Origin of the sequence: Pseudomonas sp. BP8, from assembly GCF_017875955.1 — a bacterium.
GTDB lineage: Bacteria > Pseudomonadota > Gammaproteobacteria > Pseudomonadales > Pseudomonadaceae > Aquipseudomonas.
This window is the reverse complement of record NZ_JAGINK010000001.1, coordinates 4,388,251-4,412,044: the sequence shown is the minus strand read 5'-3', so window position 1 is coordinate 4,412,044 and position 23,794 is coordinate 4,388,251. Positions and strand designations below refer to the sequence as shown.

Annotated in this window: 24 protein-coding genes, 3 tRNA genes and 1 pseudogene; 21 read left to right on the top strand and 7 right to left on the bottom strand. The window is 60.4% G+C overall.

The genetic code is table 11. The features are described from left to right. Positions 1–140 precede the first annotated feature (140 nt). The 4 genes from J3B00_RS19285 to J3B00_RS19270 all read left to right on the top strand — a co-directional run bounded on the left by J3B00_RS19285 (position 141) and on the right by J3B00_RS19270 (position 1,710). Positions 141–217, top strand: a tRNA-Val gene (locus J3B00_RS19285). Positions 218–377: 160 nt separating this feature from the next. Beyond that, a tRNA-Val gene (locus J3B00_RS19280) sits at positions 378–454 on the top strand. Positions 455–593: 139 nt separating this feature from the next. Next, a complete protein-coding gene (locus tag J3B00_RS19275; RefSeq protein WP_209870344.1) occupies positions 594–1,163 on the top strand; it encodes an SPOR domain-containing protein in 570 nt (189 codons plus the stop codon). 121 nt (positions 1,164–1,284) lie between these two features. Continuing rightward, a complete protein-coding gene (locus tag J3B00_RS19270) occupies positions 1,285–1,710 on the top strand; it encodes a GTP pyrophosphokinase (RefSeq protein ID WP_209870340.1) in 426 nt (141 codons plus the stop codon). An 848-nt stretch (positions 1,711–2,558) separates the two neighbouring features. Here J3B00_RS19270 and J3B00_RS19265 read toward each other — a convergent pair. The 3 genes from J3B00_RS19265 to J3B00_RS19255 all read right to left on the bottom strand — a co-directional run bounded on the left by J3B00_RS19265 (position 2,559) and on the right by J3B00_RS19255 (position 5,358). After that, complete coding sequence (locus J3B00_RS19265; protein WP_209870335.1) at positions 2,559–3,530, bottom strand: endonuclease; 972 nt, start codon at positions 3,528–3,530, stop codon at positions 2,559–2,561. A gap of 139 nt (positions 3,531–3,669) precedes the next feature. Then, on the bottom strand, positions 3,670–3,912 hold the full coding sequence (locus J3B00_RS19260) for a DUF1654 domain-containing protein (RefSeq protein WP_209870332.1): 243 nt from the start codon (positions 3,910–3,912) through the stop codon (positions 3,670–3,672). 357 nt (positions 3,913–4,269) lie between these two features. Next, positions 4,270–5,358 (bottom strand): asparaginase, encoded by a 1,089-nt coding sequence (locus J3B00_RS19255; RefSeq protein WP_209875004.1) that lies wholly within the window; start codon positions 5,356–5,358, stop codon positions 4,270–4,272. A 346-nt stretch (positions 5,359–5,704) separates the two neighbouring features. Between J3B00_RS19255 and J3B00_RS19250 the strand changes: the two genes are divergently transcribed. The 7 genes from J3B00_RS19250 to J3B00_RS19220 all read left to right on the top strand — a co-directional run bounded on the left by J3B00_RS19250 (position 5,705) and on the right by J3B00_RS19220 (position 12,754). After that, positions 5,705–6,658 carry a sugar ABC transporter substrate-binding protein gene (locus J3B00_RS19250; RefSeq protein WP_209870329.1) on the top strand — a complete coding sequence of 318 codons (954 nt, stop codon included), beginning with the start codon at positions 5,705–5,707 and terminating at the stop codon, positions 6,656–6,658. Positions 6,659–6,679: 21 nt separating this feature from the next. Beyond that, the gene (locus tag J3B00_RS19245) at positions 6,680–8,233 is read left to right on the top strand and encodes a sugar ABC transporter ATP-binding protein (RefSeq protein WP_209870326.1); all 1,554 of its coding nucleotides are present in this window, start codon (positions 6,680–6,682) and stop codon (positions 8,231–8,233) included. After that, on the top strand, positions 8,230–9,213 hold the full coding sequence (locus J3B00_RS19240) for an ABC transporter permease (protein ID WP_209870321.1): 984 nt from the start codon (positions 8,230–8,232) through the stop codon (positions 9,211–9,213). The genes J3B00_RS19245 and J3B00_RS19240 overlap by 4 nt, the downstream gene beginning before the upstream one ends. A 4-nt stretch (positions 9,214–9,217) precedes the next feature. Continuing rightward, positions 9,218–10,246 (top strand): LacI family DNA-binding transcriptional regulator, encoded by a 1,029-nt coding sequence (locus J3B00_RS19235; RefSeq protein ID WP_209870318.1) that lies wholly within the window; start codon positions 9,218–9,220, stop codon positions 10,244–10,246. 9 nt (positions 10,247–10,255) lie between these two features. Continuing rightward, positions 10,256–11,164: a ribokinase gene (gene rbsK, locus J3B00_RS19230; protein WP_209870314.1), complete on the top strand. Its 909-nt coding sequence runs from the start codon at positions 10,256–10,258 to the stop codon at positions 11,162–11,164. Then, a complete protein-coding gene (rbsD, locus tag J3B00_RS19225) occupies positions 11,161–11,565 on the top strand; it encodes a D-ribose pyranase (RefSeq protein WP_209870310.1) in 405 nt (134 codons plus the stop codon). The genes rbsK and rbsD overlap by 4 nt, the downstream gene beginning before the upstream one ends. Before the next feature lie 181 nt (positions 11,566–11,746). Further along, positions 11,747–12,754: a nucleoside hydrolase gene (locus J3B00_RS19220; RefSeq protein WP_209870306.1), complete on the top strand. Its 1,008-nt coding sequence runs from the start codon at positions 11,747–11,749 to the stop codon at positions 12,752–12,754. On the opposite strand, the gene J3B00_RS19215 is transcribed toward J3B00_RS19220, so the two are convergent. Next, entirely contained in the window at positions 12,726–12,938 is a 213-nt protein-coding gene (locus J3B00_RS19215) for a hypothetical protein (RefSeq protein WP_209870303.1), read from the bottom strand. The two genes, J3B00_RS19220 and J3B00_RS19215, sit on opposite strands and share 29 nt — an antisense overlap. A gap of 287 nt (positions 12,939–13,225) precedes the next feature. Here J3B00_RS19215 and J3B00_RS19210 point away from each other — a divergent pair, with 287 nt between their 5' ends. Further along, positions 13,226–13,549 (top strand): I78 family peptidase inhibitor, encoded by a 324-nt coding sequence (locus J3B00_RS19210; protein ID WP_209870299.1) that lies wholly within the window; start codon positions 13,226–13,228, stop codon positions 13,547–13,549. 285 nt (positions 13,550–13,834) lie between these two features. Here J3B00_RS19210 and J3B00_RS19205 read toward each other — a convergent pair whose 3' ends face one another. Then, the gene (locus J3B00_RS19205; RefSeq protein WP_012273095.1) at positions 13,835–14,047 is read right to left on the bottom strand and encodes a cold-shock protein; all 213 of its coding nucleotides are present in this window, start codon (positions 14,045–14,047) and stop codon (positions 13,835–13,837) included. Positions 14,048–14,209: 162 nt separating this feature from the next. Next, positions 14,210–14,512, bottom strand: a complete 303-nt coding sequence (locus tag J3B00_RS19200; protein ID WP_209870296.1) for a hypothetical protein — start codon at positions 14,510–14,512, stop codon at positions 14,210–14,212. Positions 14,513–14,861: 349 nt separating this feature from the next. Between J3B00_RS19200 and thrS the strand changes: the two genes are divergently transcribed. From thrS to J3B00_RS19155, 9 genes are all read left to right on the top strand, one after another. Further along, complete coding sequence (gene thrS, locus J3B00_RS19195; protein WP_209870291.1) at positions 14,862–16,784, top strand: threonine--tRNA ligase; 1,923 nt, start codon at positions 14,862–14,864, stop codon at positions 16,782–16,784. Next, positions 16,784–17,335: a translation initiation factor IF-3 gene (gene infC, locus J3B00_RS19190; RefSeq protein ID WP_209870288.1), complete on the top strand. Its 552-nt coding sequence runs from the start codon at positions 16,784–16,786 to the stop codon at positions 17,333–17,335. The genes thrS and infC overlap by 1 nt, the downstream gene beginning before the upstream one ends. A gap of 59 nt (positions 17,336–17,394) precedes the next feature. After that, positions 17,395–17,589 (top strand): 50S ribosomal protein L35, encoded by a 195-nt coding sequence (gene rpmI, locus J3B00_RS19185; protein WP_008100408.1) that lies wholly within the window; start codon positions 17,395–17,397, stop codon positions 17,587–17,589. A 27-nt stretch (positions 17,590–17,616) separates the two neighbouring features. Further along, a complete protein-coding gene (rplT, locus tag J3B00_RS19180) occupies positions 17,617–17,973 on the top strand; it encodes a 50S ribosomal protein L20 (protein WP_043860801.1) in 357 nt (118 codons plus the stop codon). Between the two features lie 109 nt (positions 17,974–18,082). Beyond that, the gene (pheS, locus tag J3B00_RS19175) at positions 18,083–19,099 is read left to right on the top strand and encodes a phenylalanine--tRNA ligase subunit alpha (protein ID WP_209870285.1); all 1,017 of its coding nucleotides are present in this window, start codon (positions 18,083–18,085) and stop codon (positions 19,097–19,099) included. Positions 19,100–19,132: 33 nt separating this feature from the next. After that, entirely contained in the window at positions 19,133–21,514 is a 2,382-nt protein-coding gene (gene pheT, locus J3B00_RS19170; RefSeq protein ID WP_209870282.1) for a phenylalanine--tRNA ligase subunit beta, read from the top strand. Positions 21,515–21,518: 4 nt separating this feature from the next. Next, positions 21,519–21,821 (top strand): integration host factor subunit alpha, encoded by a 303-nt coding sequence (ihfA, locus tag J3B00_RS19165; RefSeq protein WP_009394049.1) that lies wholly within the window; start codon positions 21,519–21,521, stop codon positions 21,819–21,821. After that, complete coding sequence (locus J3B00_RS19160) at positions 21,802–22,158, top strand: MerR family transcriptional regulator (RefSeq protein ID WP_209870279.1); 357 nt, start codon at positions 21,802–21,804, stop codon at positions 22,156–22,158. Before ihfA ends, J3B00_RS19160 begins: the two co-directional genes overlap by 20 nt. Before the next feature lie 111 nt (positions 22,159–22,269). Then, a tRNA-Pro gene (locus tag J3B00_RS19155) sits at positions 22,270–22,346 on the top strand. A gap of 537 nt (positions 22,347–22,883) precedes the next feature. Here the strand turns inward: J3B00_RS19155 and J3B00_RS19150 are convergent. After that, positions 22,884–23,717: pseudogene (locus J3B00_RS19150) on the bottom strand (IS5 family transposase). Positions 23,718–23,794: the final 77 nt, after the last annotated feature.

The window sequence follows — 23,794 nt, the reverse complement described above, 5'->3', positions numbered from 1 at the left end:
CACCCGCTAGTCGTATGGTGAAAATCCTTTACGAGGTGCCGCGCCTGAGCATTGCGTAAATATTTTTAAGATTCAGTGGCTTAGCGTGAAAAAAACAGTTGACACCCATTATGGATTGGGTAGAATGCGCCCCACACGACAGGCACATAGCTCAGTTGGTTAGAGCACCACCTTGACATGGTGGGGGTCGTTGGTTCGAGTCCAATTGTGCCTACCAAACCTAAGAAGGGCGATCCGCAAGGATCGCCCTTTTTGCATTCTGGCGATGGGATTCCCGGCCGGCTGCTCTATAGAGTGGGTTGTGCAAAGTTTTTGATTTTTCTGAAAAAAACGCTTTACAGCATCTCGTTTCACTCGTAATATGCGCCCCACACGACAGGCACATAGCTCAGTTGGTTAGAGCACCACCTTGACATGGTGGGGGTCGTTGGTTCGAGTCCAATTGTGCCTACCAAACTTAAGAAGGGCGATCCGAAAGGATCGCCCTTTTTGCATTTGCCGTTTCGGCGCTGAAACACCCTGCGGCAGCCTGGTCGTCGGCGTCGGCTAGTCGCCATGTTAGACTGCGCCCCTTCGAATCTGGAGATACACGCGTGCGTAATCTGGCGGTGGTAATGGCGGTGCTGGCCCTGGCGGGATGTAACAACGAGGTCGACGGCGTGCATAAAAAGGTGGCCGAGCACCTGAGCAATCCCAAGACCGCCAAGTTCGCCAACGTGCGTTTCGATAATCAGGGCTCCATCTGTGGCCAGTTCCGCGGCAAGGACGACGCCGGCGTGTTCGAGGCCTACCGCAGCTATGTGGCGATCAAGCGCGATGGCCAATACGAAATCATCATCGACGATACCGGCAACAACCTGCGTATTCGTGAGGTGTGTGGTGGTGCCGACCTGCAGCGTCGTGCAGAAGCCGTGGCGGATCAGCCGGCGCCGCAGGGCTGGGATGTCGAAGTGGTGCAGGGGCCGAACATGGGTGCCTTGAGCGACATGACCGCACGCTTGATCGAGAAGGGCATCCCGTCGTCGGTGGAGTACCGCGACGGCAAGCCAGTGGTGCTGATGGGGCCGTTTGCGACCAAGGCCGAGGCTGAGGCGCGCAAGGCGGATGTCATGGCCCGCCAAGGTACTGACTCGGTGGTGATCCAGCACGGCGTGCAGCGCTGATCGCTGTGGCCAGTGCTTGCCGGGTTATCAGGCCGGCACTGGCACACTGAACCCAGGCTGTTCCATAACGTCCGTCCCGGCTATGCTTGGTCTGGGACAGCGCTGAGCAGGGAGGGGCCTCATGTCTACACTGGAGCGGGCCATCGTAGTGGCCGCCAGAGCGCATGAAGGGCAATACGATAAGGGTGGGTCGGCGTATATCCTCCATCCATTGCGGGTAATGATGCGGGTCTCGACACCAGAGCAGCGAATCGTCGCCGTGCTCCATGATGTGCTGGAAGACACTCCGTTGACCGTGTCCGATCTGGCGCGTGAAGGCTTCCCACTGAAGATCCTTGCCGCGTTACTGTCCTTGAGCCGCCGTCAAGGCGAAAGCTACGAAGCGTTCGTGGTGCGTCTGGGTGATGATCCGTTGGCGCGCGAGGTCAAGCTGGCCGATCTGGCTGATAATAGCGACCTTAGCCGTATTCCCAGTCCTGGCCCTGCGGATCTGGCCCGGTTGACCCGTTACCAGGAGGCCAGTGCCTATTTGCAGGCACTGGTGTGAGTTTCTTCCGGGAGTAAGCGCAAAAACGCTAACTCATTGATTTATAGAAACTTGCCCCGCCCTTCAGGCTGCGCTGTCGCTTAGAGAATAAAGTCCGTAAATGCGGCGCATACCCTGTAGGAGCGGGCTTGTCCCGCGAAGAGGCCAGCCCGGCCACGGTGGTGTATGGCACCGGCTTTGCCGGTTTCGCGGGACAAGCCCGCTCCTACAGGGTTTGTATAAATCAATGAGTTAGCGTTTGATCTGTGGGAGATTGCCCCGCCCATCAGGCTGCGCCGTCGCGTAGAGAATAAAGTCCGTAAATGCGGCGCGTACCCTGTAGGAGCGGGCTTGTCCCGCGAAGAGGCCAGCCCGGCCAAAGTGGTGTATGGCACCGGCTTTGCCGGTTTCGCGGGACAAGCCCGCTCCTACAGGGTTTGTATAAATCAAGGAGTTAGCGTTTGATCTGTGGGAGATTGCCCCGCCCATCAGGCTGCGCCGTCGCGTAGAGAATAAAGTCCGTAAATGCGGCGCGTACCCTGTAGGAGCGGGCTTGTCCCGCGAAGAGGCCAGCCCGGCCACGGTGGTGTATGGCACCGGCTTTGCCGGTTTCGCGGGACAAGCCCGCTCCTACAGGGTTTGTATAAATCAATGAGTTAGCGTTTGTTCTGCGGGAGATTGCCCCGCCCATCAGGCTGCGCCGTCGCGTAGAGAATAAAGTCCGTAAATGCGGCGCGTACCCTGTAGGAGCGGGCTTGTCCCGCGAAGAGGCCAGCCCGGCCAAAGTGGTGTATGGCACCGGCTTTGCCGGTTTCGCGGGACAAGCCCGCTCCTACAGGATTCGAATAATCCCCCGGAAAAGCATGGCTTTATCGACAGTTGCCAGCCTTACGATATCCCGCCGCCTGCGCTTGTGATTCAGACGCGAACGAAACACGATTTTTTGCAGCCACCTGGCTGTAGCCAGGGCACCCGCTCGGCAGGTGATAGAGGTGGCTGTTCTGGTTACCAACAATCGCCCCACCGGTGCTCCCGGCGCTACTCGCCAGCGACGGCTGCGCCGCCGGACGTGCCGCTTTGGCCGGTACTGCGCTCACTACACCGTCACCCACCGGCTTGTAGCCCGGCGTCCAGCTGCGCTCGCCGGTCACAAACGGATTGGAGTGGCCCATCACCGCGGCGATGCGCCGGTCACGTTCCTTCTCCCACTTGCTCACCGGGTGTTGTTTGTCCCAGGCCATCAGCAACTGCTGCTGTTGACGAGACATGCTCAACTGATAACGGTCGAACATATAAAAGGTAGTGCGGGCCACCAAGCCTTTAACTTCATCGCGCGGTTCAGCTGCGCGCTGGTTGAAGTCCACGCGGGTTTTGCACTGGCCATATTGCGGGCTGACACCAGACGCCATCCCATAGTTGAAGTTGCTGCGGTCGCCATTCACTTCGCCCACCGCCGGGTACAGGTTGAACAAGTCGGCTTCCATGGCCTTGAATACCGGATCGTCATCGGCGCAATGTTCACGCCCGCCGTTCTGCCAGCACTGGCGCTGGTGGCCGAACGTCCAGGCCGGGACGATGTGTTCCCACTCGGTCCGTTCGGCGCGGCTCTGCTGTTTGCGCGTTTCGTAGCCACACGAGGCGGGATCGATACGCCCCCCCGACTTGCCCACCCAGGTCCACTTGCAGCCACAATAAAGATCGCCCATGGCGCTGTTCGCCTGGTCGAGATAGATCTTTTGTTTGGCGACAACCTTGGCTTCGGTAAAGGTGGCGGGCGGGTTGGCAAAGGCGGGGCTGATAAATGAGAAGGCGAGCGCTACTACAGACAACAATGTTTTCATGAGGTAAGCATTTTCAAGAGCGAGAGGAGGTATACAAGCGCTGGCCAAAGCGGTGCAGTTAGCAATGACCGCGCTGTGGGACAGGCACTTTCAAACTAAGTTCTGAAGTGCCTGCAGATGAACAAGCAGCTAAGTGCAGTCAGTCTTCTTTCGGTACTGTCCAGAAGATCTGCACGCCACCGTCATCGCGGTAGGCGAGGGTGACGTTATCGTTTTCAGCGATCTCTTCGAGCAGGGTCGCCCAGTCGTCAGGCGCTTCGTGCTCCAGGCGGAAGATCAACGCAGCGCGGCTGCGCTGGGCGAGGGGGTTGTTGATGATTTTCTGAATGCGCTCGCCGAGTTGCTGGTAAGAAGTCGGAGCGGCTTGAGAGGTAGCGGCCATGGGGGGGCTTATCCTTGTTGTTTTGCTGTATGCGCATACAGTATTTCACTGTAGGTTTTTTCGCAACAGGCTGTCAGGCGAAATGCCAACAAGGTTAGGGCGGGGCGGGGAGTGTATGTGCAACTGTCTTGCACTAAACCTCAAACTGGCGCGGTCTTTGTGGGAGCGGCCTTGTGTCGCGAAATGAGGGCGAGGTTCTCACCTGCTGACTCACAACCAAACACAATCCCACTGTGTGATCCCGGTGAGGGCTGCGCCCTCATTTCGCGACACAAGGCCCATCCCACAGAGACCGCGCATGCCTCAAGGCTGGCGCTGCGTTTGTGGGAGAGACCTAGTGACGCGGCCTAGCGAGAATCAATATTCCCAGAAGATCCGCTGCAGCTCTTTGCTGTCCTGCGTCTTGGTCATTGCGACCATGGCCAGGATGCGCGCTTTCTGTGGGTTCAGGTCGTGCGCCACGACCCAGTCGTTCTTGTCGTCAGGCTGCTCGGCATTGCGCAGTACGAAACCACCCTGGTTGACGTGCGACGAGCGAATGATCTGCACGCCGTTCTTGCGCAGCTCCTGCAGGGCAGGGACTACCCGCGAAGACACCGAGCCATTGCCAGTGCCCGCATGGATCAGCGCCTTGGCGCCGTTCTGTGCCAGCGCCTTGTAGGCCGTGTCGGTCACGTTGCCATAACCGTAGGCGATGTCGACTTGCGGCAGGGTAGTGATCTGCTTGATGTCGAACTCCGAGTTCAGGGTGTGGCGCTTGGCTGGCAGGCGGAACCAGTACGACTTGCCTTCCACGACCATGCCCATCGGGCCCCAGGCGCTCTTGAACGCTTCGGTCTTGATGTTGACCGACTTGCTCACATCACGACCCGACTGGATCTCGTCGTTCATGGTGACCAGTACGCCCTTGCCACGCGACTCCTTGTTGCTGGCCACGGCCACGGCGTTGTACAGGTTGAGCATGCCGTCAGCCGACATTGCCGTGCCTGGGCGCATGGAGCCGACCACCACGATCGGCTTGTCGGTCTTCTCGACCAGGTTGAGGAAGAAGGCGGTTTCTTCCAGGGTGTCGGTGCCATGGGTGATGACAATGCCATCAACGTCGGCGCTGTCGGCCAGTTCGGCGACGCGCTTGCCCAGTTTCAACAGGTCGTCGTTGGAAATGCTCTCGGAAGCAATCTGCATCACCTGCTCACCGCGCACATTGGCGATGTCGGCAAGCTCAGGCACGCCCGCGATCAGCTTGTCGATGCCGAGCTTGGCGGCCTGGTAGGTGGCGCTGTTGGCAGCGCTGGCGCCTGCGCCGGCAATGGTGCCGCCGGTGGCGAGGATGACCACGTTGGCCAGTTTCTGCTGCTGTTCGGCTTCCTTGGCGCTAACGAAGGTAGGCAGGGCCAGCAGAAGGGCGAGGGCGCAGGGGGCGAAGGATTTCAGTGCGGAGTTCATCATTATTGTTGTCTCGATCATCCTGGTGAGATTTTTTAGTCGCGCAACTGCATAGGCAGGTTTCGTACCAAGCGCGGGTTTTAGCCCCGTTGCTGCGGAAGATGCGGCGCCTGTGGGGCGGGCTGGTAAGCGAATGGAGGCGTAGCAGGCGCGATTCATTCGGTTGCCCGAACAAGCCTAGGTAAAGATGTTCGGTTTTCCGGAAATTTATCCGGATAATCCCTTGGCGCATGGCTGGGCGATTTTCTCCTGGGAAGAGATTTGACAAAGCCAAGCCTTGTTTCCATAGTAGGTCAACGCAAACGTTTGCGATCCGATAAAAAACACAAGATTCGGAGTCATATCAATGAAACTGCCGTTCCCCGGTCGTCTGCTGACCCTCGCTGTCGCCTCCACGCTTTGTTTTGCTCTGCCCCTCGCTGCCCACGCCGAAGAAAAACCCAAGGTCGCCCTGGTGATGAAATCCCTCGCCAATGAATTCTTCCGCACCATGGAAGACGGCGCCAAGGACTACCAGAAGCAGCACGCCGCCGACTTCGACCTGGTGGCCAACGGCATCAAGGACGAGTCCGACACCAGCAACCAGATCAAGATCGTCGAGCAGATGATCGCCACCGGCGCCAACGCCCTGGTCATCGCCCCAGCCGACTCCAAGGCGCTGGTGCCGGTGATCAAGAAGGCCATGGACGCCGGCATCACCGTGGTCAACATCGACAACCGCCTCGACCCCGACGTGCTCAAGAGCAAGAACCTCAGCGTGCCCTTCGTCGGCCCTGACAACCGCAAGGGCGCACGCCTGGTCGGCGACTACCTGGCCAAGGAAAAGCTCAAGGCCGGTGATCAGGTCGGCATTATCGAAGGCGTGCCGACCACGACCAACGCCCAGCAACGCACCGCCGGCTTCAAGGACGCGATGGACGCTGCGCAGATGAAGGTCGTCTCGGTGCAGTCAGGCAACTGGGAAATCGACAAAGGCAATGCCGTGGCCGCCGCCATGCTCAACGAATACCCCGAGCTCAAGGCGCTGCTGGCCGGCAACGACAGCATGGCCCTCGGTGCGGTATCGGCCGTGCGCGCCGCCGGCAAGACCGGCCAGGTACAGGTAGTGGGCTACGACAACATCAATGCCATCAAACCGATGCTCAAGGATGGCCGGGTGCTCGCCAGCCTCGACCAGGACGCCAAGAAGCAGGCGGTGTATGGCATTCAGGCGGCGCTGCAGATGATCAAGGGCGAAAAGACCGACGTCGATGCCGACAACGTCATCCAGACCCCGGTCGAATTGATCACCAAGCCTTAAGCCTGCGCAGGAGAACCGGCCATGTCCGCATCGGCCAATACCACCGTGCTCGCCGTCAGCGGGCTGGGCAAGACCTACGCCCAGCCGGTGCTGGGCGATGTCAGCCTGAGCCTGCACGCCGGTGAAGTGCTGGCCCTGACCGGCGAGAACGGTGCTGGCAAAAGCACCTTGTCCAAGCTGATCAGCGGCCTCGAGATTGCCACCACCGGTCATATGACCTACCTCGGTCAGGCCTACGCCCCGGGCAATCGCAGCGAGGCCGAGCGGCTCGGCGTGCGCATGGTCATGCAGGAGCTGAACCTGCTGCCGACCCTGACCGTCGCCGAGAACCTGTTCCTCGACAACCTGCCCAGCCGCTTTGGCTGGATCAACCACAAGCGCCTGCGCCAGTTGGCAATGGCAGCGATGGCGCAGGTCGGCCTCGACGCGATCGACCCGGATACGCCGGTCGGCGAACTCGGTATCGGCCATCAGCAGATGGTCGAAATCGCCCGCAACCTGATCGGCGACTGCCGGGTGCTGATCTTCGATGAGCCCACGGCAATGCTCACCGCCCGTGAGGTGGAGCTGCTGTTTACCCAGATCGAGCGGCTGCGCCAGCGTGGCGTGGCCATTGTCTACATCTCCCATCGTCTCGAAGAGCTGCAGCGTGTTGCCCAACGCATCGCCGTATTGCGCGATGGCAAGCTGGTCTGCGCCGAGCCCATTCAGCGCTACAACAGCGCGCAACTGGTCAACCTCATGGTCGGCCGGGAGCTGGGTGAGCATATCGACCTGGGGCGCCGCGAAATCGGCGGACCACTGCTCAAGGTCGACAAGCTCAGCCGCGGCGACAAGGTTCGCGAGATTTCGTTTGAAGTGAGGGCAGGGGAGATCTTTGGTATCTCCGGCCTGATCGGTGCTGGCCGTACCGAGCTACTGCGCCTGATCTACGGCGCCGACCGTGCCGACAGCGGCAGCATTGCCCTCGGCCAGCCGCCAGTGGCGGTGACCATCGACTCGCCCAAGGCCGCCGTGCGTGCTGGCATCGCCCTGATCACCGAGGACCGCAAGGGCGAAGGCCTGCTGCTGACGCAATCGATCAGTGCCAATATCGCCCTGGGCAATCTGGCCGCCGTGTCCCGGGTCGGCGTGCTCGACGCCGCCGCCGAAAAAGCCCTCGCCGAGCGCCAGATCAACGCCATGCGCATCCGCAGCGCGAGCCCCGCCCAAGCGGTCGGCGAGCTGTCCGGCGGTAACCAGCAGAAAGTAGTGATCGGCCGCTGGCTCGAGCGCGACTGCCAGGTGCTGCTGTTCGACGAGCCCACCCGCGGCATCGACGTTGGCGCCAAGTTCGACATCTATGGCCTGCTCGCCGAGCTGGCGCGCCAGGGCAAGGCGTTGGTGGTGGTGTCGAGCGACCTGCGCGAGTTGATGCTGATCTGCGACCGCATCGCCGTGCTCTCTGCTGGTCGCCTGATCGACACCTTCGAGCGAGACGCCTGGAGCCAGGACCAATTGCTCGCCGCTGCCTTCGCCGGCTACCAGAAACGTGACGCATTGCTGCACGACGCAGCTCCCAGGACGGATGCATGAAGACCACCCCTCTCGAAACACCCGTGCGCCGCGGCGGCAGCTACCTTGGCCTGGGTACCTACCTCGGCCTGGCCGGCGCCTTGCTGGCGATGATCGTGCTGTTCTCGTTGCTCAGCAGCCACTTTCTCTCCTACGCGACCTTCAGCACCCTGGCCAACCAGATCCCCGACCTGATGGTGCTGGCGGTGGGCATGACCTTTATCCTGATCATCGGTGGCATCGACCTATCGGTCGGCTCGGTGCTGGCCCTGGCCGCGTCGGCGGTCAGCGTGGCCATTCTCGGCTGGGGCTGGAGCGTACTGCCGGCAGCCTTGCTGGGCATGGCCGTAGCAGCCTTGGCAGGGAGTATCACCGGCAGCATCACCGTCGCCTGGCGCATTCCATCGTTCATCGTCTCGCTCGGCGTGCTGGAGATGGCGCGCGGCCTGGCCTACCAGTTCACCGACTCGCGTACCGCCTACATCGGCGATGCCTACGCCTGGTTCTCCAACCCGATTGCCTACGGCATTTCACCGGCGTTCATCATTGCCTTGCTGGTGATCATCGTTGCGCAACTGGTGCTGACCCGCACCGTGTTCGGCCGCTACCTGATCGGCATCGGCACCAATGAAGAAGCCGTGCGCCTGGCCGGTATCGACCCGCGTCCGTACAAGATCCTGGTGTTCACCCTGATGGGCCTGCTCGCCGGGCTGGCCGCGTTGTTCCAGATCTCGCGCCTGGAGGCGGCCGACCCCAATGCGGGCTCCGGCCTCGAGCTGCAGGTGATCGCCGCCGTGGTGATCGGCGGCACCAGCCTGATGGGCGGGCGCGGTTCGGTCATCAGTACCTTCTTTGGCGTGCTGATCATCTCTGTGCTCGCTGCCGGCCTGGCGCAGATTGGCGCTTCGGAACCGACCAAACGCATCATCACCGGGGCGGTCATCGTCGTCGCCGTGGTGCTCGACACTTATCGCAGCCGGCGCGCGAGCCGGCGGAACTGAAACCATGGCAACCATCAAAGATGTCGCGGCATTGGCGGGTATTTCCTACACCACCGTGTCGCATGTACTGAACAAGACCCGCCCGGTCAGCGAGCAGGTACGGCTCAAGGTCGAGGCTGCCATCATCGAGCTCGACTACGTGCCCAGCGCCGTGGCCCGCTCGCTCAAGGCGCGCAGCACGGCGACCATCGGCTTGCTGGTGCCCAACAGCGTCAACCCGTACTTTGCCGAGCTGGCCCGTGGCATCGAGGACGGTTGCGAGCGCAACGGCTACTGCGTGATCCTGTGCAACTCCGATGACAACCCGCAAAAGCAGCGCAGCTACCTGCGGGTGCTGCTGGAAAAGCGCATCGACGGCCTGGTGGTCGCCTCGGTGGGCGAAGACAGCGACCTGCTGCAAAGCCTGGCCTGCGTACGGACGCCGATGGTCATCGTCGACCGCGCCCTTGAGGGGGTTAACGCCGATATCGTGCGCATTGACCACGAACAGGGCGCCTACCTCGCCACCCAGCACTTGCTGGAGTTGGGCCATCGCGACATCGCCTACATCGGCGGCCCGGCCGACACCGGCGTTACGCAACTGCGCCTCACCGGCTATCGCCGAGCGATGGCCGAAGCGGGCGCCACCATCGTCGACAACCGCGTGCTGCACTGTGACTTCACCAGCCCCGGTGGCCATGCTGCCGCAGCACAGCTGCTCGACGGCTCGCGCCCCACGGCGATTTTTGCCGGCAACGACATGATCGGCTTCGGCGTATTGCGCGCCGCCGCCGAGCGCAATATCAGCGTGCCTGGCGAGCTGTCGGTGATCGGTTTTGACGATATCGAGCTGAGCCGTTACGTCTACCCGCCACTGACCACCGTCGGCCAGTCGATCCGCGAGCTGGGCGAAAGCGCCGCTGAGCTGCTGCTGTCGCGCATCGCCCAGCCCCGGCAGGAGGCGGTCGCGGCCGAGCAGCGCATCGTCGCCCCGCGCATTGTCATGCGCGAATCCACCGGGCCGCGCCCAGACTTGTTCAATGATTACCGCTAAGGAATTCCCATGCATGCCAAGGTCGTAGTGGTCGGCAGCCTCAACATGGACCTCGTCGCCCGCGCGCAGCGCTTGCCGCGGGGTGGTGAGACGCTCGCCGGCGACAGCTTTTTCACCGTGCCGGGGGGCAAGGGTGCCAACCAGGCAGTGGCGGTGGCGCGCTTGGGCGCAAGCGTGGCGATGATCGGTAACGTCGGTGATGATGCTTATGGCCAGCAGTTGCGCCAGGCGTTGCAGGTCGAGGGAGTCGATTGCCAGGCGGTCAGCGTGTGCGAAGGCGTGTCCAGCGGTGTCGCCCTGATTGTGGTGGATGCAGCGAGCCAGAACGCCATCGTGATTATCCCTGGTGGCAATGGATTGCTGACGGCGCAGTCGGTCGAGCGCTTCGATGCGTTATTGCAGGCCGCAGACATCGTCATCTGCCAGCTGGAAGTGCCGCTGCCTACCGTCGCCTGGACCCTGGCCCGCGCCCGCGAGCTGGGCAAGACCGTGATTCTCAACCCGGCACCGGCCACCGGCCCGTTGCCCGCTGAGTGGTTTGCCCATATCGACTACCTGACTCCCAATGAAAGTGAAGCGGAAGCCCTGACCGGCCTTCCGGTGACTGATCAGGCCAGTGCGCTGCGTGCGGCTGAGCAGTTGCTTGCCTTTGGTGTGAGCAAGGTGATCGTCACCTTGGGGGCGCAAGGGGCGTTGTTTGTCAGTGCGCAGGGCAGTCAGCACTTCCTCGCGCCGCAGGTCAAACCGCTGGACACCACCGCGGCCGGTGACACCTTTATTGGCGGCTTTGCCGCAGCGCTGTCGCGTGGGTTGGGCGAGGCTGAGGCGATTGCTTTTGGTCAGCGAGCTGCCGCGCTGTCGGTGACGCGTGCTGGCGCGCAGCCTTCGATTCCTTATCTGGCGGAGTTGCAGTCGTGAAGAAGACAGCGTTGTTGAATATCGCTCTGTCGCGCACGATTGCCGGGCTGGGTCACGGCGATATCCTGCTGATCGGCGATGCCGGGCTGCCCGTGCCGGCGGGGGTTGAGCTGATAGACCTGGCAGTGACGCCAGGCTTGCCGGATTTCGCCAGCGTGTTGCGGGTGGTGGTCAGCGAGATGCAGGTTGAGCGGCATGTGTTGGCTGAAGAAATATTCCAGGTAGTACCGCCAGGGCTGGCCGAGGTCGAAGCGTTGTTTGACCAGAGCCTGCTCGGTACCCGCGAGCGGCTGCCGCACAGCGAGTTCAAGGTATTAAGCCGACAGGCAAAAGTCATCGTACGCACCGGAGAGTGCCAGCCCTACAGCAATATCGCGCTGATCGCTGGCGTCACCTTCTGACCCCGTCCAGCATCCCCGCAACCCTGTAGGAGCGGGCTTGTCCCGCGAACACCGGCGAAGCCGGTGCCATCCACCATCATTCATCATTGCCTGGGCCGGCCTCTTCGCGGGGCAAGCCCGCTCCTACAGGGACGGAGGAGGGCTTGATTCTACTTTTCTAACAAGGCACAGGAGTGCCCCCATGCTCAAACGTCTGCTTCAAGGAGTCATCCTCATGTCCGCCATCGCCACTAGCGCCCTGCAGGCCGCCCCGCGCGACCTGATCATCGACACCGACCCCGGCGCCGATGACCTGGTGGCGCTGTTCCTGGCCATGGCCTCACCCAACGAACTGAACATCCGCGCCATCACTACAGTCGCCGGCAACGTGCGCCTTGAAAAGACCTCGCGCAACGCCCGCCTGGCGCGCGAATGGGCTGGCCGCGAAGATATCCCGGTGTACGCCGGCGCCGGCCGGCCGCTGGTGCGCGCACCGATCTACGCCGCCGAGGTGCACGGTGAAGAAGGCCTCACCGGCGTCGCCGTCCACGAACCGAAGCAACCGCTGGCTCAAGGCAATGCAGTCCAGTACCTGATCGACACCCTGGCCACTGCTGAACCCCACAGCATCACCATCGCCATGCTCGGCCCACAGACCAACCTGGCGCTGGCGCTGATCCAGCAGCCGGGCATCAGCCAAGGCATCAAGGAAGTGGTGGTCATGGGCGGCGCCCACTTCAACGGCGGCAATATCACCCCGGCCGCCGAGTTCAACCTGTACGCCGACCCACACGCCGCCGAAGTGGTCCTGGCCAGCGGTGTAAAACTCACCTATCTACCGCTCGACGTTACCCACAAGCTGCTGACCAGCGACGCTCGCTTGCAGCAGCTGGCCGCCGTCAACAACCGCGCCAGCAAGCAAGTGGTGGATATTCTCAACGCTTACATCAAGCACGACATGGACCTGTACGGCATGCCTGGAGGCCCGGTGCACGACGCCAGCGTCATCGCCTACCTGCTCAAGCCTGAGCTGTTCAGCGGCCGCCAGGTGCACATCAGCATCGACAGCCGCGAAGGCCCAAGCTTTGGCCAGACCCTCGCCGACTGGTACGGCGTGCTCAAGCAGCCGGCCAATGTGCTGTGGATCAATGAGGGTAATGCCCAGGGCTTGTTCGACCTGCTCAGCGAGCGCTTGGCTCGATTGCAATAGCCGCCTGCGGCGCGTAGCGCTCGAGCACCTGCTCGATAAAGCTGCGCGTCGCCTCGCTGCCGCGGTCGCGCACCAGCAGGTCGACCGCAATCAGCAGCAACTCCTCTGGTGTGCCAGGGCTGTACGCGCTCTGGCCTTCGGCCCATTTGACCTTGATATCGGCATCGATGGTGTGGCTGCTCATGGAGAATTCTCGTTACGGCTCGGGCTTGTGAGGCGAACACCTGACCCTGGTATTCGTAGGGAGGCATAGTGCGCTCCACTTATTGCAGTAAATCATGCCTGCGCGTCAAGAGCCCTGCGACTTAGGCATAACAGGCCCGTCACGGCAAACTATCGGTGCGATGCAAAATCCGGTCACGATTGCCGATTCGCTTCAAGTGGTTGATTCAGGCAGACTCGGACGGTTTTGCAACGAATATTGCGTGGAACTGTCGCATTAAGCAGTTCCCATGATGATTAGGAGGATTCATGTTCCGTACCCGTGCTTCCCTGGCAACCCTGCTGGTGGCTGTAGTCCTGACAGGTTGCAGCACTGGCGGTTCTTCGGGCGGTGGCAGCAGTGCCCCGGCTGCGTCGGCTGATAATGATGGCCGTTGCCAGGCCAGCGGTGCTGATTTTGCGGTGGGCAAGCCGGGCACTCCGGCGCTGCTCGAGCAGGCGCGCACAGCCAGTGGGTCGCAGATGGCGCGCATCCTTACCCCGCATGATGTGGTGACCCTGGAGTATCGCTCCGAGCGTTTGAACCTGAATGTTGACGAACAGGGCAAGGTGGTTCGCGTCAACTGCGGTTGAGCAGTTGATTGGGGAGGGTGGGTGTCAGGGCCGGCCTCTTCGCGGGGCAAGCCCGCTCCTACAGGATCACCGCAATTCCTGCAGATCAACGCAATCCCTGCAGGATCACCGCAATCCCTGCGGGATTACCGCAATACCTGCAGGATCACCGCAATCCCTACGGGGTTACGCAACCCCTGTAGGAGCGGGCTTGCCCCGCGAAGAGGCCCTCCCAGTCACCACAAAAGCCAAATCCCAGGCATAAAAAAACCCGCCACAAGGGCGGGTTTTTTTAGACTATCCGAATTACTCCGGACGAACCTGTGCAGCCTGCATACCCTTCTGGCCGCGCTCGGCGACGAAGGAAACAGTCTGACCTTCTTTCAGGCTCTTGAAGCCGTCGGATTCGATGGCTTTGAAGTGTACGAACAGGTCGTCGCCGCCGCCTTGAGGAGTGATGAAGCCGAAGCCTTTTTCATCGTTGAACCACTTGACGGTACCGGTTTGGCGATTGGACATGGGGTGAATCTCCAGAAACATGATTTTTTATCGGTGCTGATGCGGCCGAAGCTACGAGCGCCTGGTACATCATAGTCTAATTCTGCGGATGTCGCGCCTTTTACATTCGGTTTCTGCTGATCCAACGCAAATAAAAATGCCGCAGCCCGCAAAATCGCCGGTTTACTTGGCCTTGCAGGCCGTCTGAACCACGCTTTGCGCCTTCTGCATCAGCTTGGCGTCGACCCCATCCTTGCTATCGAGGTCCTTGATTTCCTCGTCAGTGAAATTTTTCTTGATGGCCGTTGCACCGCAGGTGCAGTGATTTTTCGCCGTGGCGGCGTCTACGCCCTGGCCGGTAGCCACCTGCTGGCATTGAGTCATATAGGCAGCTTCCTTGCCGGCCGGGAAATCGCCAGCGGTCGCGGCCAGGGGCAGCAGCAGGGCGCCAGCGGCAGTCAGGGCCAGAAGAGACGGAAATCGCATAACCAGACACTCCTTGGGTTAGGTGTCATAAAGAGTAGGATGCCTCAGAAAGTCTGATAGGCATTTTTCCGCACAAGTTCACCCGCAAAACGCACAGGCCAAATATTTCTGCCTGGGGTGCAACCCGCGTGCTAGCATGCTCGGCTTGCGATTGGCCGTGTACGGCCCGCATCCGCTTTTTATTTCCAGCACTTTTATTTCCAGTCACTCTGGTTCGTCCCTGGCAAGCCGAAAGGCTTCTGCCACTGTGAGGCAGGCTTCTCCCGCGGGAAGGCAGGTCGGATCTTGTACTGGCTCATCCCAACCCACGTGACCTTTGGTAGGGGTCACCACTAGGAGAGGAGGCGCCATGCCCACCATTACTCTTCCCGATGGCAGTCAACGTTCGTTCGATCACGCCGTATCCGTAGCCGAAGTCGCTGCTTCTATTGGCGCAGGCCTGGCCAAAGCCACCCTGGCCGGTAAAGTCGACGGCAAACTGGTCGATGCGTGTGATCTGATCACCCACGATGCCACCCTGCAGATCATCACCCCTAAAGATGAAGAGGGACTGGAGATCATCCGTCACTCGTGCGCCCACCTGATCGGCCACGCGGTGAAGCAGCTGTATCCGACCGCCAAGATGGTCATCGGCCCGGTGATCGACGAAGGCTTCTATTACGACATCGCCTACGAGCGTCCCTTCACCCCGGACGACCTCGCCGCCATCGAAAAGCGCATGCAGCAGCTGATCGAGAAGGACTACGACGTCGTCAAGAAGATGACCCCGCGCGCCGAAGTCATCGACGTGTTCCAGAACCGTGGCGAAGACTACAAGCTGCGCCTGGTCGAAGACATGCCGGATGAACAGGCCATGGGCCTGTACTACCACGAAGAATACGTCGACATGTGCCGCGGCCCGCACGTGCCGAACACCCGCTTCCTCAAGGCATTCAAGCTGACCAAGCTGTCCGGCGCCTACTGGCGCGGCGATGCCAAGAACGAGCAGCTGCAACGTGTGTACGGCACCGCCTGGGCTGACAAGAAGCAGCTGGCGGCCTACATCCAGCGCATCGAAGAAGCCGAAAAACGCGACCACCGCAAGATCGGCAAGCAGCTCGACCTGTTCCACCTTCAGGAAGAAGCGCCAGGCATGGTCTTCTGGCACCCGAACGGCTGGACGGTCTACCAGGTGCTCGAGCAGTACATGCGCACCATTCAGCGCATCAACGGCTACCTCGAGATCAAGACCCCGCAAGTCGTCGACCGCATCCTCTGGGAGCGCTCCGGCCACTGGTCGAACTACGCCGAAAACATGTTCACCACCTCGTCGGAAAGCCGTGACTACGCGGTCAAGCCGATGAACTGCCCGTGCCACGTGCAGGTGTTCAACCAGGGCCTGAAGTCGTACCGCGACCTGCCACTGCGCCTTGCCGAGTTCGGTGCCTGCCACCGTAACGAGCCGTCCGGCGCCTTGCACGGCATCATGCGCGTGCGTGGCTTCGTCCAGGACGACGCGCACATCTTCTGCACCGAAGATCAGGTCAAGAAAGAAGCCGCCGACTTCATCAAGCTGACCCTCGACGTCTATAAAGACTTCGGTTTCACTGATGTCGCCATGAAGCTGTCGACCCGTCCGGCCAAGCGCGTAGGCTCCGAAGAGCTGTGGGACCGCGCCGAAACCGCCCTGGCCGACGCCCTCAACGAGTCGGGCCTGGAGTGGGAATACCAGCCGGGCGAGGGCGCCTTCTACGGTCCGAAGATCGAATTCACCCTGCGTGACTGCCTCGGCCGTAACTGGCAGTGTGGTACCCTGCAGTACGATCCGAACCTGCCTGAGCGTCTGGACGCCAGCTACATTGCCGAAGACAACGCCCGCAAGCGTCCGGTAATGCTGCACCGCGCCATCCTCGGTTCGTTCGAACGTTTCATCGGCATGCTCATCGAGCACTACGCCGGTGTGTTCCCAGCTTGGCTGGCGCCAACCCAGGCGGTGATCATGAATATCACCGACAAACAGGCCGATTTTGCCCTCGAGGTGGAAAAAAACCTGACCAATAGCGGTTTCCGTGCCAAGTCCGACTTGAGAAATGAGAAGATCGGCTTTAAAATCCGCGAGCATACTTTGCTCAAGGTCCCGTTCCTTTTGGTTATAGGGGACCGTGAAGTCGAAACGCAAACCGTCGCTGTGCGTACTCGCGAAGGCGCAGACCTGGGCTCCATGCCCGTCGCCCAATTTGCTGAGCTCCTCGCGCATGCGGTTTCCCGGCGTGGTCGCCAAGAATCGGAGTAATGACTATTAAGCGTGATATGAGAAACGATAAACGAGCTGCACCGAAGGCCCCGATCAACGAGAATATCTCGGCACGCGAGGTTCGGTTAATTGGTGCTGACGGTGAGCAGCTGGGCATCGTCTCGATCGAAGAAGCGCTTCGTATCGCTGAAGAAGCGAAGCTGGATCTGGTAGAGATTTCTGCTGACGCTGTACCCCCTGTCTGCAAGGTCTTGGACTACGGCAAAAGCCTGTTCGAGAAGAAAAAGCAGCAGGCTGCGGCGAAGAAGAACCAGAAGATCATCCAGATCAAAGAAATCAAGTTTCGTCCAGGGACGGAGGATGGGGATTATCAGGTAAAACTACGCAACCTGATACGTTTCCTTAGTGATGGGGACAAGGCCAAGATCTCTCTGAGATTCCGTGGTCGTGAGATGGCCCACCAGGAGCTGGGCATGGAGCTGTTGAAGCGGGTTGAAGCTGACCTGATTGAATACGGCACCGTTGAACAGCATCCGAAGATGGAAGGACGCCAGCTTATGATGGTCATCGCCCCCAAGAAGAAGAAATAACTACCAGGGCACGGCAGGCCTTGCAGTTATGTTTATCCACCCAATGCGGAGTTCCGAACATGCCAAAAATGAAAACCAAGAGCGGTGCAGCGAAGCGTTTCCTGAAAACTGCTTCCGGCTTCAAGCACAAGCACGCTTTCAAGAGCCACATCCTGACCAAAATGTCGACTAAGCGTAAGCGTCAACTGCGTGGTAGCAGCCTGCTGCACCCGTCTGACGTGGCAAAAGTCGCGCGCATGCTGCGCGTTCGTTAATTCTGGTCTAGATAGAGGAAATTACTCATGGCTCGTGTAAAGCGCGGCGTAATCGCTCGTAAGCGTCACAAGAAAATTCTGAAACTGGCCAAAGGCTACTACGGTGCACGTTCGCGCGTATTCCGTGTTGCCAAGCAGGCTGTCATCAAGGCTGGTCAATACGCCTACCGTGACCGTCGCCAGAAAAAACGTCAGTTCCGCGCTCTGTGGATCGCTCGTATCAACGCTGGTGCTCGCGTCAACGGTCTGTCGTACAGCCGCCTGATCGCTGGCCTGAAAAAAGCGTCGATCGAAATCGACCGCAAAGTTCTGGCTGACCTGGCAGTGAACGAAAAAGCGGCGTTTGCTGCGATTGTCGAGAAAGCTAAAGCCGTTCTGGCTTAAGTACCCACGACAATCATCCGGCGGCGCTCGCGCCGCTGGGTGTTGAACGTCATCGATAGGGGAAGAGCCTTCAAAGCTCTTCCCCTATTTTCGTATCTGGAGTCTGTACATGGAAAACCTGGATGCGCTGGTCTCCCAAGCCCTGGAAGCCGTGGAGCGCGCTGAAGACATCAATGCCCTGGAACAGATCCGGGTTCAATTTCTCGGCAAGAAGGGCGAGCTGACCCAGGTGATGAAGACCCTGGGCAACCTGCCAGCCGAAGAGCGCCCCAAGGTCGGTGCGCTGATCAACGACGCCAAGGAACGCGTCACCGTAGTGCTCAACGCACGCAAGGCAGCCTTTGAAGAGGCCGAGCTCAGCGCTCGCCTGGCCGCCGAATGCATTGATGTGACCCTCCCAGGTCGTGGCCAGACCACCGGTGGCCTGCACCCGATCACCCGTACTCTCGAGCGCATCGAGCAGTTCTTCACCCACATCGGCTACGGCATCGCCGAAGGCCCTGAGGTCGAAGACGACTACCACAACTTCGAAGCGCTCAACATCCCCGGCCACCACCCGGCCCGGGCGATGCACGACACCTTCTACTTCAATGCCAACATGCTGCTGCGTACCCACACCTCGCCGGTACAGGTACGGACCATGGAGTCGACCCAGCCGCCGATCCGCATTGTCTGCCCGGGCCGCGTCTACCGCTGCGACTCGGATATCACCCACTCGCCGATGTTCCACCAGGTCGAAGGCCTGCTGATCGATCGCGATATCAACTTTGCCGACCTCAAGGGCACCATCGAAGAATTCCTGCGGGTGTTCTTCGAGAAGCAACTGGACGTGCGTTTCCGTCCATCGTTCTTCCCCTTCACCGAGCCGTCCGCTGAAGTCGATATCCAGTGCGTGATGTGTTCCGGCAAGGGCTGTCGCGTCTGCAAGCAGACCGGCTGGCTCGAAGTCATGGGCTGCGGCATGGTCCACCCGAACGTGCTGCGCATGTCCGGCATCGACCCTGAAGAGTTCCAAGGCTTCGCCTTCGGCATGGGCGCCGAGCGCCTGGCCATGCTGCGCTACGGCGTCAACGATTTGCGTCTGTTCTTCGACAACGACCTGCGGTTCCTGGCGCAATTCCGCTAGGCCACACCTCGACGCAATTTTCAGGAGAACAGCATGAAATTCAGTGAACAGTGGCTGCGCGGTTGGGTCAACCCGCAAGTCTCCCGTGACGAGCTGGTCGCTCGTCTGTCCATGGCCGGCCTCGAAGTCGACAGCGTCACCCCGGCGGCTGGCCAGTTCAGCGGCATCGTCGTTGGCGAAGTCCTGAGCACCGAGCAGCACCCCGACGCCGACAAGCTGCGCGTCTGCCAGGTCAGCAACGGCCAGGAGACCTTCCAGGTCGTCTGCGGCGCCCCCAATGCGCGCCCGGGCATCAAGATCCCGTTCGCCATGATCGGCGCCGAACTGCCCGGCGACTTCAAGATCAAGAAGGCCAAGCTGCGCGGCGTCGAGTCGTTCGGCATGCTCTGCTCGGCGGCTGAACTGCAGATCAGCGAAGAAAACGACGGCCTGCTCGAACTGGCTGCCGACGCCCCGGTAGGCGAAGACATTCGCCAGTACCTCAATCTCGACGACGCCAGCATCGAGATCGGCCTGACCCCGAACCGCGGCGATTGCCTGTCGCTGGCCGGCCTGGCCCGCGATGTCAGCGCCCTGTACGACGTCCCGGTCACTCGCCCGGTCGTACCGGCCGTGCCGGCTGCGCATGACGAAGTGCGCTCGGTCGAAGTCTCCGCTCCGGCCGCGTGCCCACGCTACCTCGGCCGCGTGATCCGCAACGTCGACCTGTCCAAGCCAAGCCCGCTATGGCTGGTCGAGCGCCTGCGCCGCTCCGACGTGCGCAGCATCGACGCCGCCGTCGACATCACCAACTACGTGATGCTCGAGCTCGGCCAGCCGATGCACGCCTTCGACCTCGCCGAAATCAACGGCGGCATCCGCGTGCGGATGGCCGAAGAGGGCGAGAAGATCGTCCTGCTCGACGGTCAGGAAGTCGCCCTGCGTGACGACACCCTGGTCATCGCCGACCACACCCGCGCCCTGGCCATCGCCGGCGTGATGGGTGGCGAGCACAGCGGCGTCAACACCGAGAAGACCCGCGACCTGTTCCTTGAGAGCGCCTTCTTCGAGCCGATTTCTGTCGCTGGCAAGGCCCGTTCCTACGGCCTGCACACCGACGCCTCGCACCGCTACGAGCGCGGCGTCGACGCCCACCTGGCCCGCGAAGCCATGGAGCGCGCAACCGCCCTGGTGCTGGAGATTGTCGGCGGCGAAGCTGGCCCGATCATCGAGAGCGTCAGCGAGCAGCACCTGCCGAAGATCGAACCGATCACCCTGCGCGCCGAACGCATCACCCAGATGCTCGGCATGGAGATGGACCCAGCCCAGGTCGAGCAACTGCTCAACGCCCTCGAGCTGACCACCACCCGCAGTGGTGAAGGGCAGTGGACCGTCACCGTCCCAAGCCACCGCTTCGACATCAGCCTCGAAGTCGACCTGATCGAAGAGCTGGCCCGCCTGTACGGCTACAACCACCTGCCGGTTCGCTACCCGCAAGCCCGCCTGGCGCCGAAAGCCGCCCCGGAAGCCCGCGGCGAGCTGCCGACCCTGCGCCGCCTGCTGGTGGCCCGTGGTTACCAGGAAGCCATCACCTACAGCTTCATCGACCCGAAACTGTTCGAGCTGTTCAGCCCTGGCGTCGAGCCGCTGCTGCTGGCCAACCCGATCTCCAGCGACATGGCCGCCATGCGCGCCTCGCTGTGGCCGGGCCTGGTCAAAGCCCTGCAGCACAACCTCAACCGCCAGCAGGACCGCGTCCGCCTGTTCGAGAGCGGCCAGCGCTTCGTCGGCCAACTCGGCAACCTCAAGCAGCAGCCGATGATCGCCGGCGTCGTCACCGGCACCCGCCTGCCGGAAGGCTGGGCCAACGCCCGTGATGGCATCGACTTCTTCGACGTCAAGGCAGATGTGGAAGCACTGCTTGGCTACTCCGGCGCCCTCAACGAATTCACCTTCGTTGCCGGCAAGCACCCAGCCCTGCACCCCGGCCAGACCGCCCGCATCGAGCGCAACGGTAAGGAAGTCGGCTACCTCGGCGCCCTCCACCCAGAGCTCGCCAAGACCCTCGACCTGGACCGCCCGGTATTCGTGTTCGAGTTGGTACTCGAAGACGTCGTCGAAGGCAGCCTGCCGAAGTTCAGCGAACTGTCCAAGTTCCCCGAAACGCGACGTGACCTGGCGTTGATCGCAGGCCGTGATGTCGCGTCGAGTGCGGTGCTTGAATTAATTCGTGACAATGCAGGCGAATGGCTCACAGACCTCAGGCTGTTTGATGTCTACCAGGGTAAAGGCATTGATCCTGATAGAAAAAGCCTGGCGGTCGGCTTGACCTGGCAGCATCCATCGCGCACTCTTAATGACGATGAGGTGAATGCCACCCTGCAATTGATCCTCACCTCGCTCGAACAAAGGTTGAACACCACGTTAAGGAAATAACGGCATGGGTGCTCTGACGAAAGCTGAGATGGCCGAAAGGCTGTACGAGGAGCTGGGGCTCAACAAGCGAGAGGCGAAGGAACTCGTCGAGTTGTTTTTCGAAGAGATCCGCCACGCGCTTGAAGACAACGAGCAGGTCAAGTTGTCCGGTTTCGGCAACTTCGACCTTCGCGACAAACGCCAGCGGCCGGGCCGCAACCCCAAGACAGGGGAAGAGATCCCGATCACCGCACGCCGCGTCGTCACCTTTCGTCCAGGGCAGAAGCTGAAAGCCCGGGTAGAGGCCTATGCTGGAACCAAGCCATAACGACGAGCTGCCCCCCATACCGGGCAAACGCTACTTCACCATTGGTGAAGTCAGCGAGCTTTGTGCAGTAAAACCGCACGTGTTGCGGTATTGGGAGCAAGAGTTTCCTCAGCTCAACCCGGTCAAGCGGCGGGGCAATCGGCGGTATTATCAGCGGCAAGACGTGCTGATGATCCGCCAGATTCGTGCGCTGCTGTATGACCAGGGGTTCACCATTGGCGGGGCGCGGTTGCGGCTCTCCAGTGATGAGGTGAAGGATGAGTCAAGCCAGTACAAGCAGATGATTCGGCAGATGATTGTCGAGTTGGAGGATGTGCTGGTGGTGTTGAAGAAGTGAGCTGATCCGACGAGTGGAAAGTTTTTTGAAAAAAAGCTTTCATTAATCAAAAGGTTAGGGTAAATTCTTCAACGTTCTCGGCAAGATTGAGAACATGCTTCAAAGCCCAGTCGGGGCGTAGCGCAGCCCGGTAGCGCACTTGCATGGGGTGCAAGGGGTCGAGTGTTCGAATCACTCCGTCCCGACCATTATTTGAACGACTAAGCCACCTTCGGGTGGTTTTGTTGTTTCTGGGGTTTGAGGTTTTAGGAATAACTCGAGTTTCTGCACTTGTGGATGAGATAAGAAAGCCCGAGAGGGCTAAATCTCTGAAATCCCTACTAGCTGATCAATCTGACGCCCATCAAGAGCCTGGCGGGTCTAGGGTGTTAGTTGCGCGCGTGTCTCTAGGATGGAATGCTTAACTGGCCTGGATGTGTGCTTTTACTTTTGGAATCCATCACGTGCCGGGGTAATTTGAATCCGCTTAGTATGTTGATTCATAAGATTAATATCGATTTTTATTTTTGGTTGGAATACCAATTGGAATACTGCGCTCCACTTGGCCCCCCATTCAATCTGCCCAGCACGCTTCGTTACCCTGATTGGCAGTGAACTGCCCTCTGCGCTTAGCTAAAACGTGCTACCCCCACTAAATCTCAGAAATGGGTTAAGTTTTTCTTCTGTCACTGCTGTGGTCCAGCTGCAATGCGGTCATCGCCGCTCTAGGTTTTGTACGAAAAGTATTACAGCATACGACGTAGGCTACAGGCCAGCGTGATCATGGCTGCAAAGCTCCTGGCCAGCTTGTCGTAGCGAGTCGCTATTCTGCGGTTCTCTTTTTTGCCAGCCAAATATCCGCTCAATGATGTTCCGCTGCCGATACTTAGGACGATCAAAGAGTCGGGGCAAGCCTGGCCGGGGGTTGCCTGGCATGGCGCGTAGCGGAATCACCGGCTGCATTCGGTAACGATCACAGTAGTGGCGCAGGTGTTCTGCGTCATAGCCTTTGTCTGCCAGTAACCTAAGACTGCGTTTGCGTGGTCGCCCCGGCTTGCCGGGAATTCGTACCTGATCCAGTAACGGCTGGGCGTGGGTGATATCGCTGGCTTGTCCGGGTGACAGGATGAAGCGTAAGGGAACGCCATTGGCGTCGCAGACCATGTGAATCTTGGTTGTCAGGCGGCCTCGACTGCGACCTAGGGCATGGTCTAGCGGTTCTTCAGGCCGCCCTTTTTACCGGCGCCTGAAGAGGCTCGGGTTGCACGTACCGCCGTGGAATCGATCATCCAGGTGTCCAGATCGATCAGCCCTTCCTGGTTCAGCCGAATGTGTAAGCGATCAAGCATTTGGCTGAACGTGCCGTCGTCGCGCCAGTCACGAAAAACGCTGATACACCGTTGACCAAGGCCCAAAGCGTTCCGGCAGGTCACGCCATGCAGCGCCCGAGCACAGAGTCCACAGGATTCCATGCAGTACCAGACGATCATCACTGTGTGGGCGACCCATTTCTGTTCTGGAGAAGCAAGATCTTTGATCAATCCCCACGATGCGTCGGAGAGTTCGTAACGCTTTGTCATGCGGGCCTCCAGCCAATCATGGCGGCAATTCTACCCGCACCGACAAACCTAGTAGTTCCGCTGTCACCATACGCGAT

Excerpts from the sequence above, each read along its gene's own strand:
- infC (WP_209870288.1), top strand. The coding sequence starts at position 16,784 with ATGACTATTAAGCGTGATATGAGAAACGATAAACGAGCTGCACCGAAG.
- J3B00_RS19210 (WP_209870299.1), top strand. The coding sequence starts at position 13,226 with ATGTTCCGTACCCGTGCTTCCCTGGCAACCCTGCTGGTGGCTGTAGTC.
- J3B00_RS19205 (WP_012273095.1), bottom strand. The coding sequence starts at position 14,047 with ATGTCCAATCGCCAAACCGGTACCGTCAAGTGGTTCAACGATGAAAAA.
- J3B00_RS19260 (WP_209870332.1), bottom strand. The coding sequence starts at position 3,912 with ATGGCCGCTACCTCTCAAGCCGCTCCGACTTCTTACCAGCAACTCGGC.
- pheS (WP_209870285.1), top strand. The coding sequence starts at position 18,083 with ATGGAAAACCTGGATGCGCTGGTCTCCCAAGCCCTGGAAGCCGTGGAG.
- ihfA (WP_009394049.1), top strand. The coding sequence starts at position 21,519 with ATGGGTGCTCTGACGAAAGCTGAGATGGCCGAAAGGCTGTACGAGGAG.
- J3B00_RS19220 (WP_209870306.1), top strand. The coding sequence starts at position 11,747 with ATGCTCAAACGTCTGCTTCAAGGAGTCATCCTCATGTCCGCCATCGCC.
- J3B00_RS19255 (WP_209875004.1), bottom strand. The coding sequence starts at position 5,358 with ATGAACTCCGCACTGAAATCCTTCGCCCCCTGCGCCCTCGCCCTTCTG.
- J3B00_RS19215 (WP_209870303.1), bottom strand. The coding sequence starts at position 12,938 with ATGAGCAGCCACACCATCGATGCCGATATCAAGGTCAAATGGGCCGAA.
- thrS (WP_209870291.1), top strand. The coding sequence starts at position 14,862 with ATGCCCACCATTACTCTTCCCGATGGCAGTCAACGTTCGTTCGATCAC.
- J3B00_RS19235 (WP_209870318.1), top strand. The coding sequence starts at position 9,218 with ATGGCAACCATCAAAGATGTCGCGGCATTGGCGGGTATTTCCTACACC.
- J3B00_RS19245 (WP_209870326.1), top strand. The coding sequence starts at position 6,680 with ATGTCCGCATCGGCCAATACCACCGTGCTCGCCGTCAGCGGGCTGGGC.
- J3B00_RS19270 (WP_209870340.1), top strand. The coding sequence starts at position 1,285 with ATGTCTACACTGGAGCGGGCCATCGTAGTGGCCGCCAGAGCGCATGAA.
- J3B00_RS19265 (WP_209870335.1), bottom strand. The coding sequence starts at position 3,530 with ATGAAAACATTGTTGTCTGTAGTAGCGCTCGCCTTCTCATTTATCAGC.
- J3B00_RS19240 (WP_209870321.1), top strand. The coding sequence starts at position 8,230 with ATGAAGACCACCCCTCTCGAAACACCCGTGCGCCGCGGCGGCAGCTAC.
- rpmI (WP_008100408.1), top strand. The coding sequence starts at position 17,395 with ATGCCAAAAATGAAAACCAAGAGCGGTGCAGCGAAGCGTTTCCTGAAA.
- rplT (WP_043860801.1), top strand. The coding sequence starts at position 17,617 with ATGGCTCGTGTAAAGCGCGGCGTAATCGCTCGTAAGCGTCACAAGAAA.
- pheT (WP_209870282.1), top strand. The coding sequence starts at position 19,133 with ATGAAATTCAGTGAACAGTGGCTGCGCGGTTGGGTCAACCCGCAAGTC.
- J3B00_RS19250 (WP_209870329.1), top strand. The coding sequence starts at position 5,705 with ATGAAACTGCCGTTCCCCGGTCGTCTGCTGACCCTCGCTGTCGCCTCC.
- J3B00_RS19200 (WP_209870296.1), bottom strand. The coding sequence starts at position 14,512 with ATGCGATTTCCGTCTCTTCTGGCCCTGACTGCCGCTGGCGCCCTGCTG.
- rbsK (WP_209870314.1), top strand. The coding sequence starts at position 10,256 with ATGCATGCCAAGGTCGTAGTGGTCGGCAGCCTCAACATGGACCTCGTC.
- J3B00_RS19160 (WP_209870279.1), top strand. The coding sequence starts at position 21,802 with ATGCTGGAACCAAGCCATAACGACGAGCTGCCCCCCATACCGGGCAAA.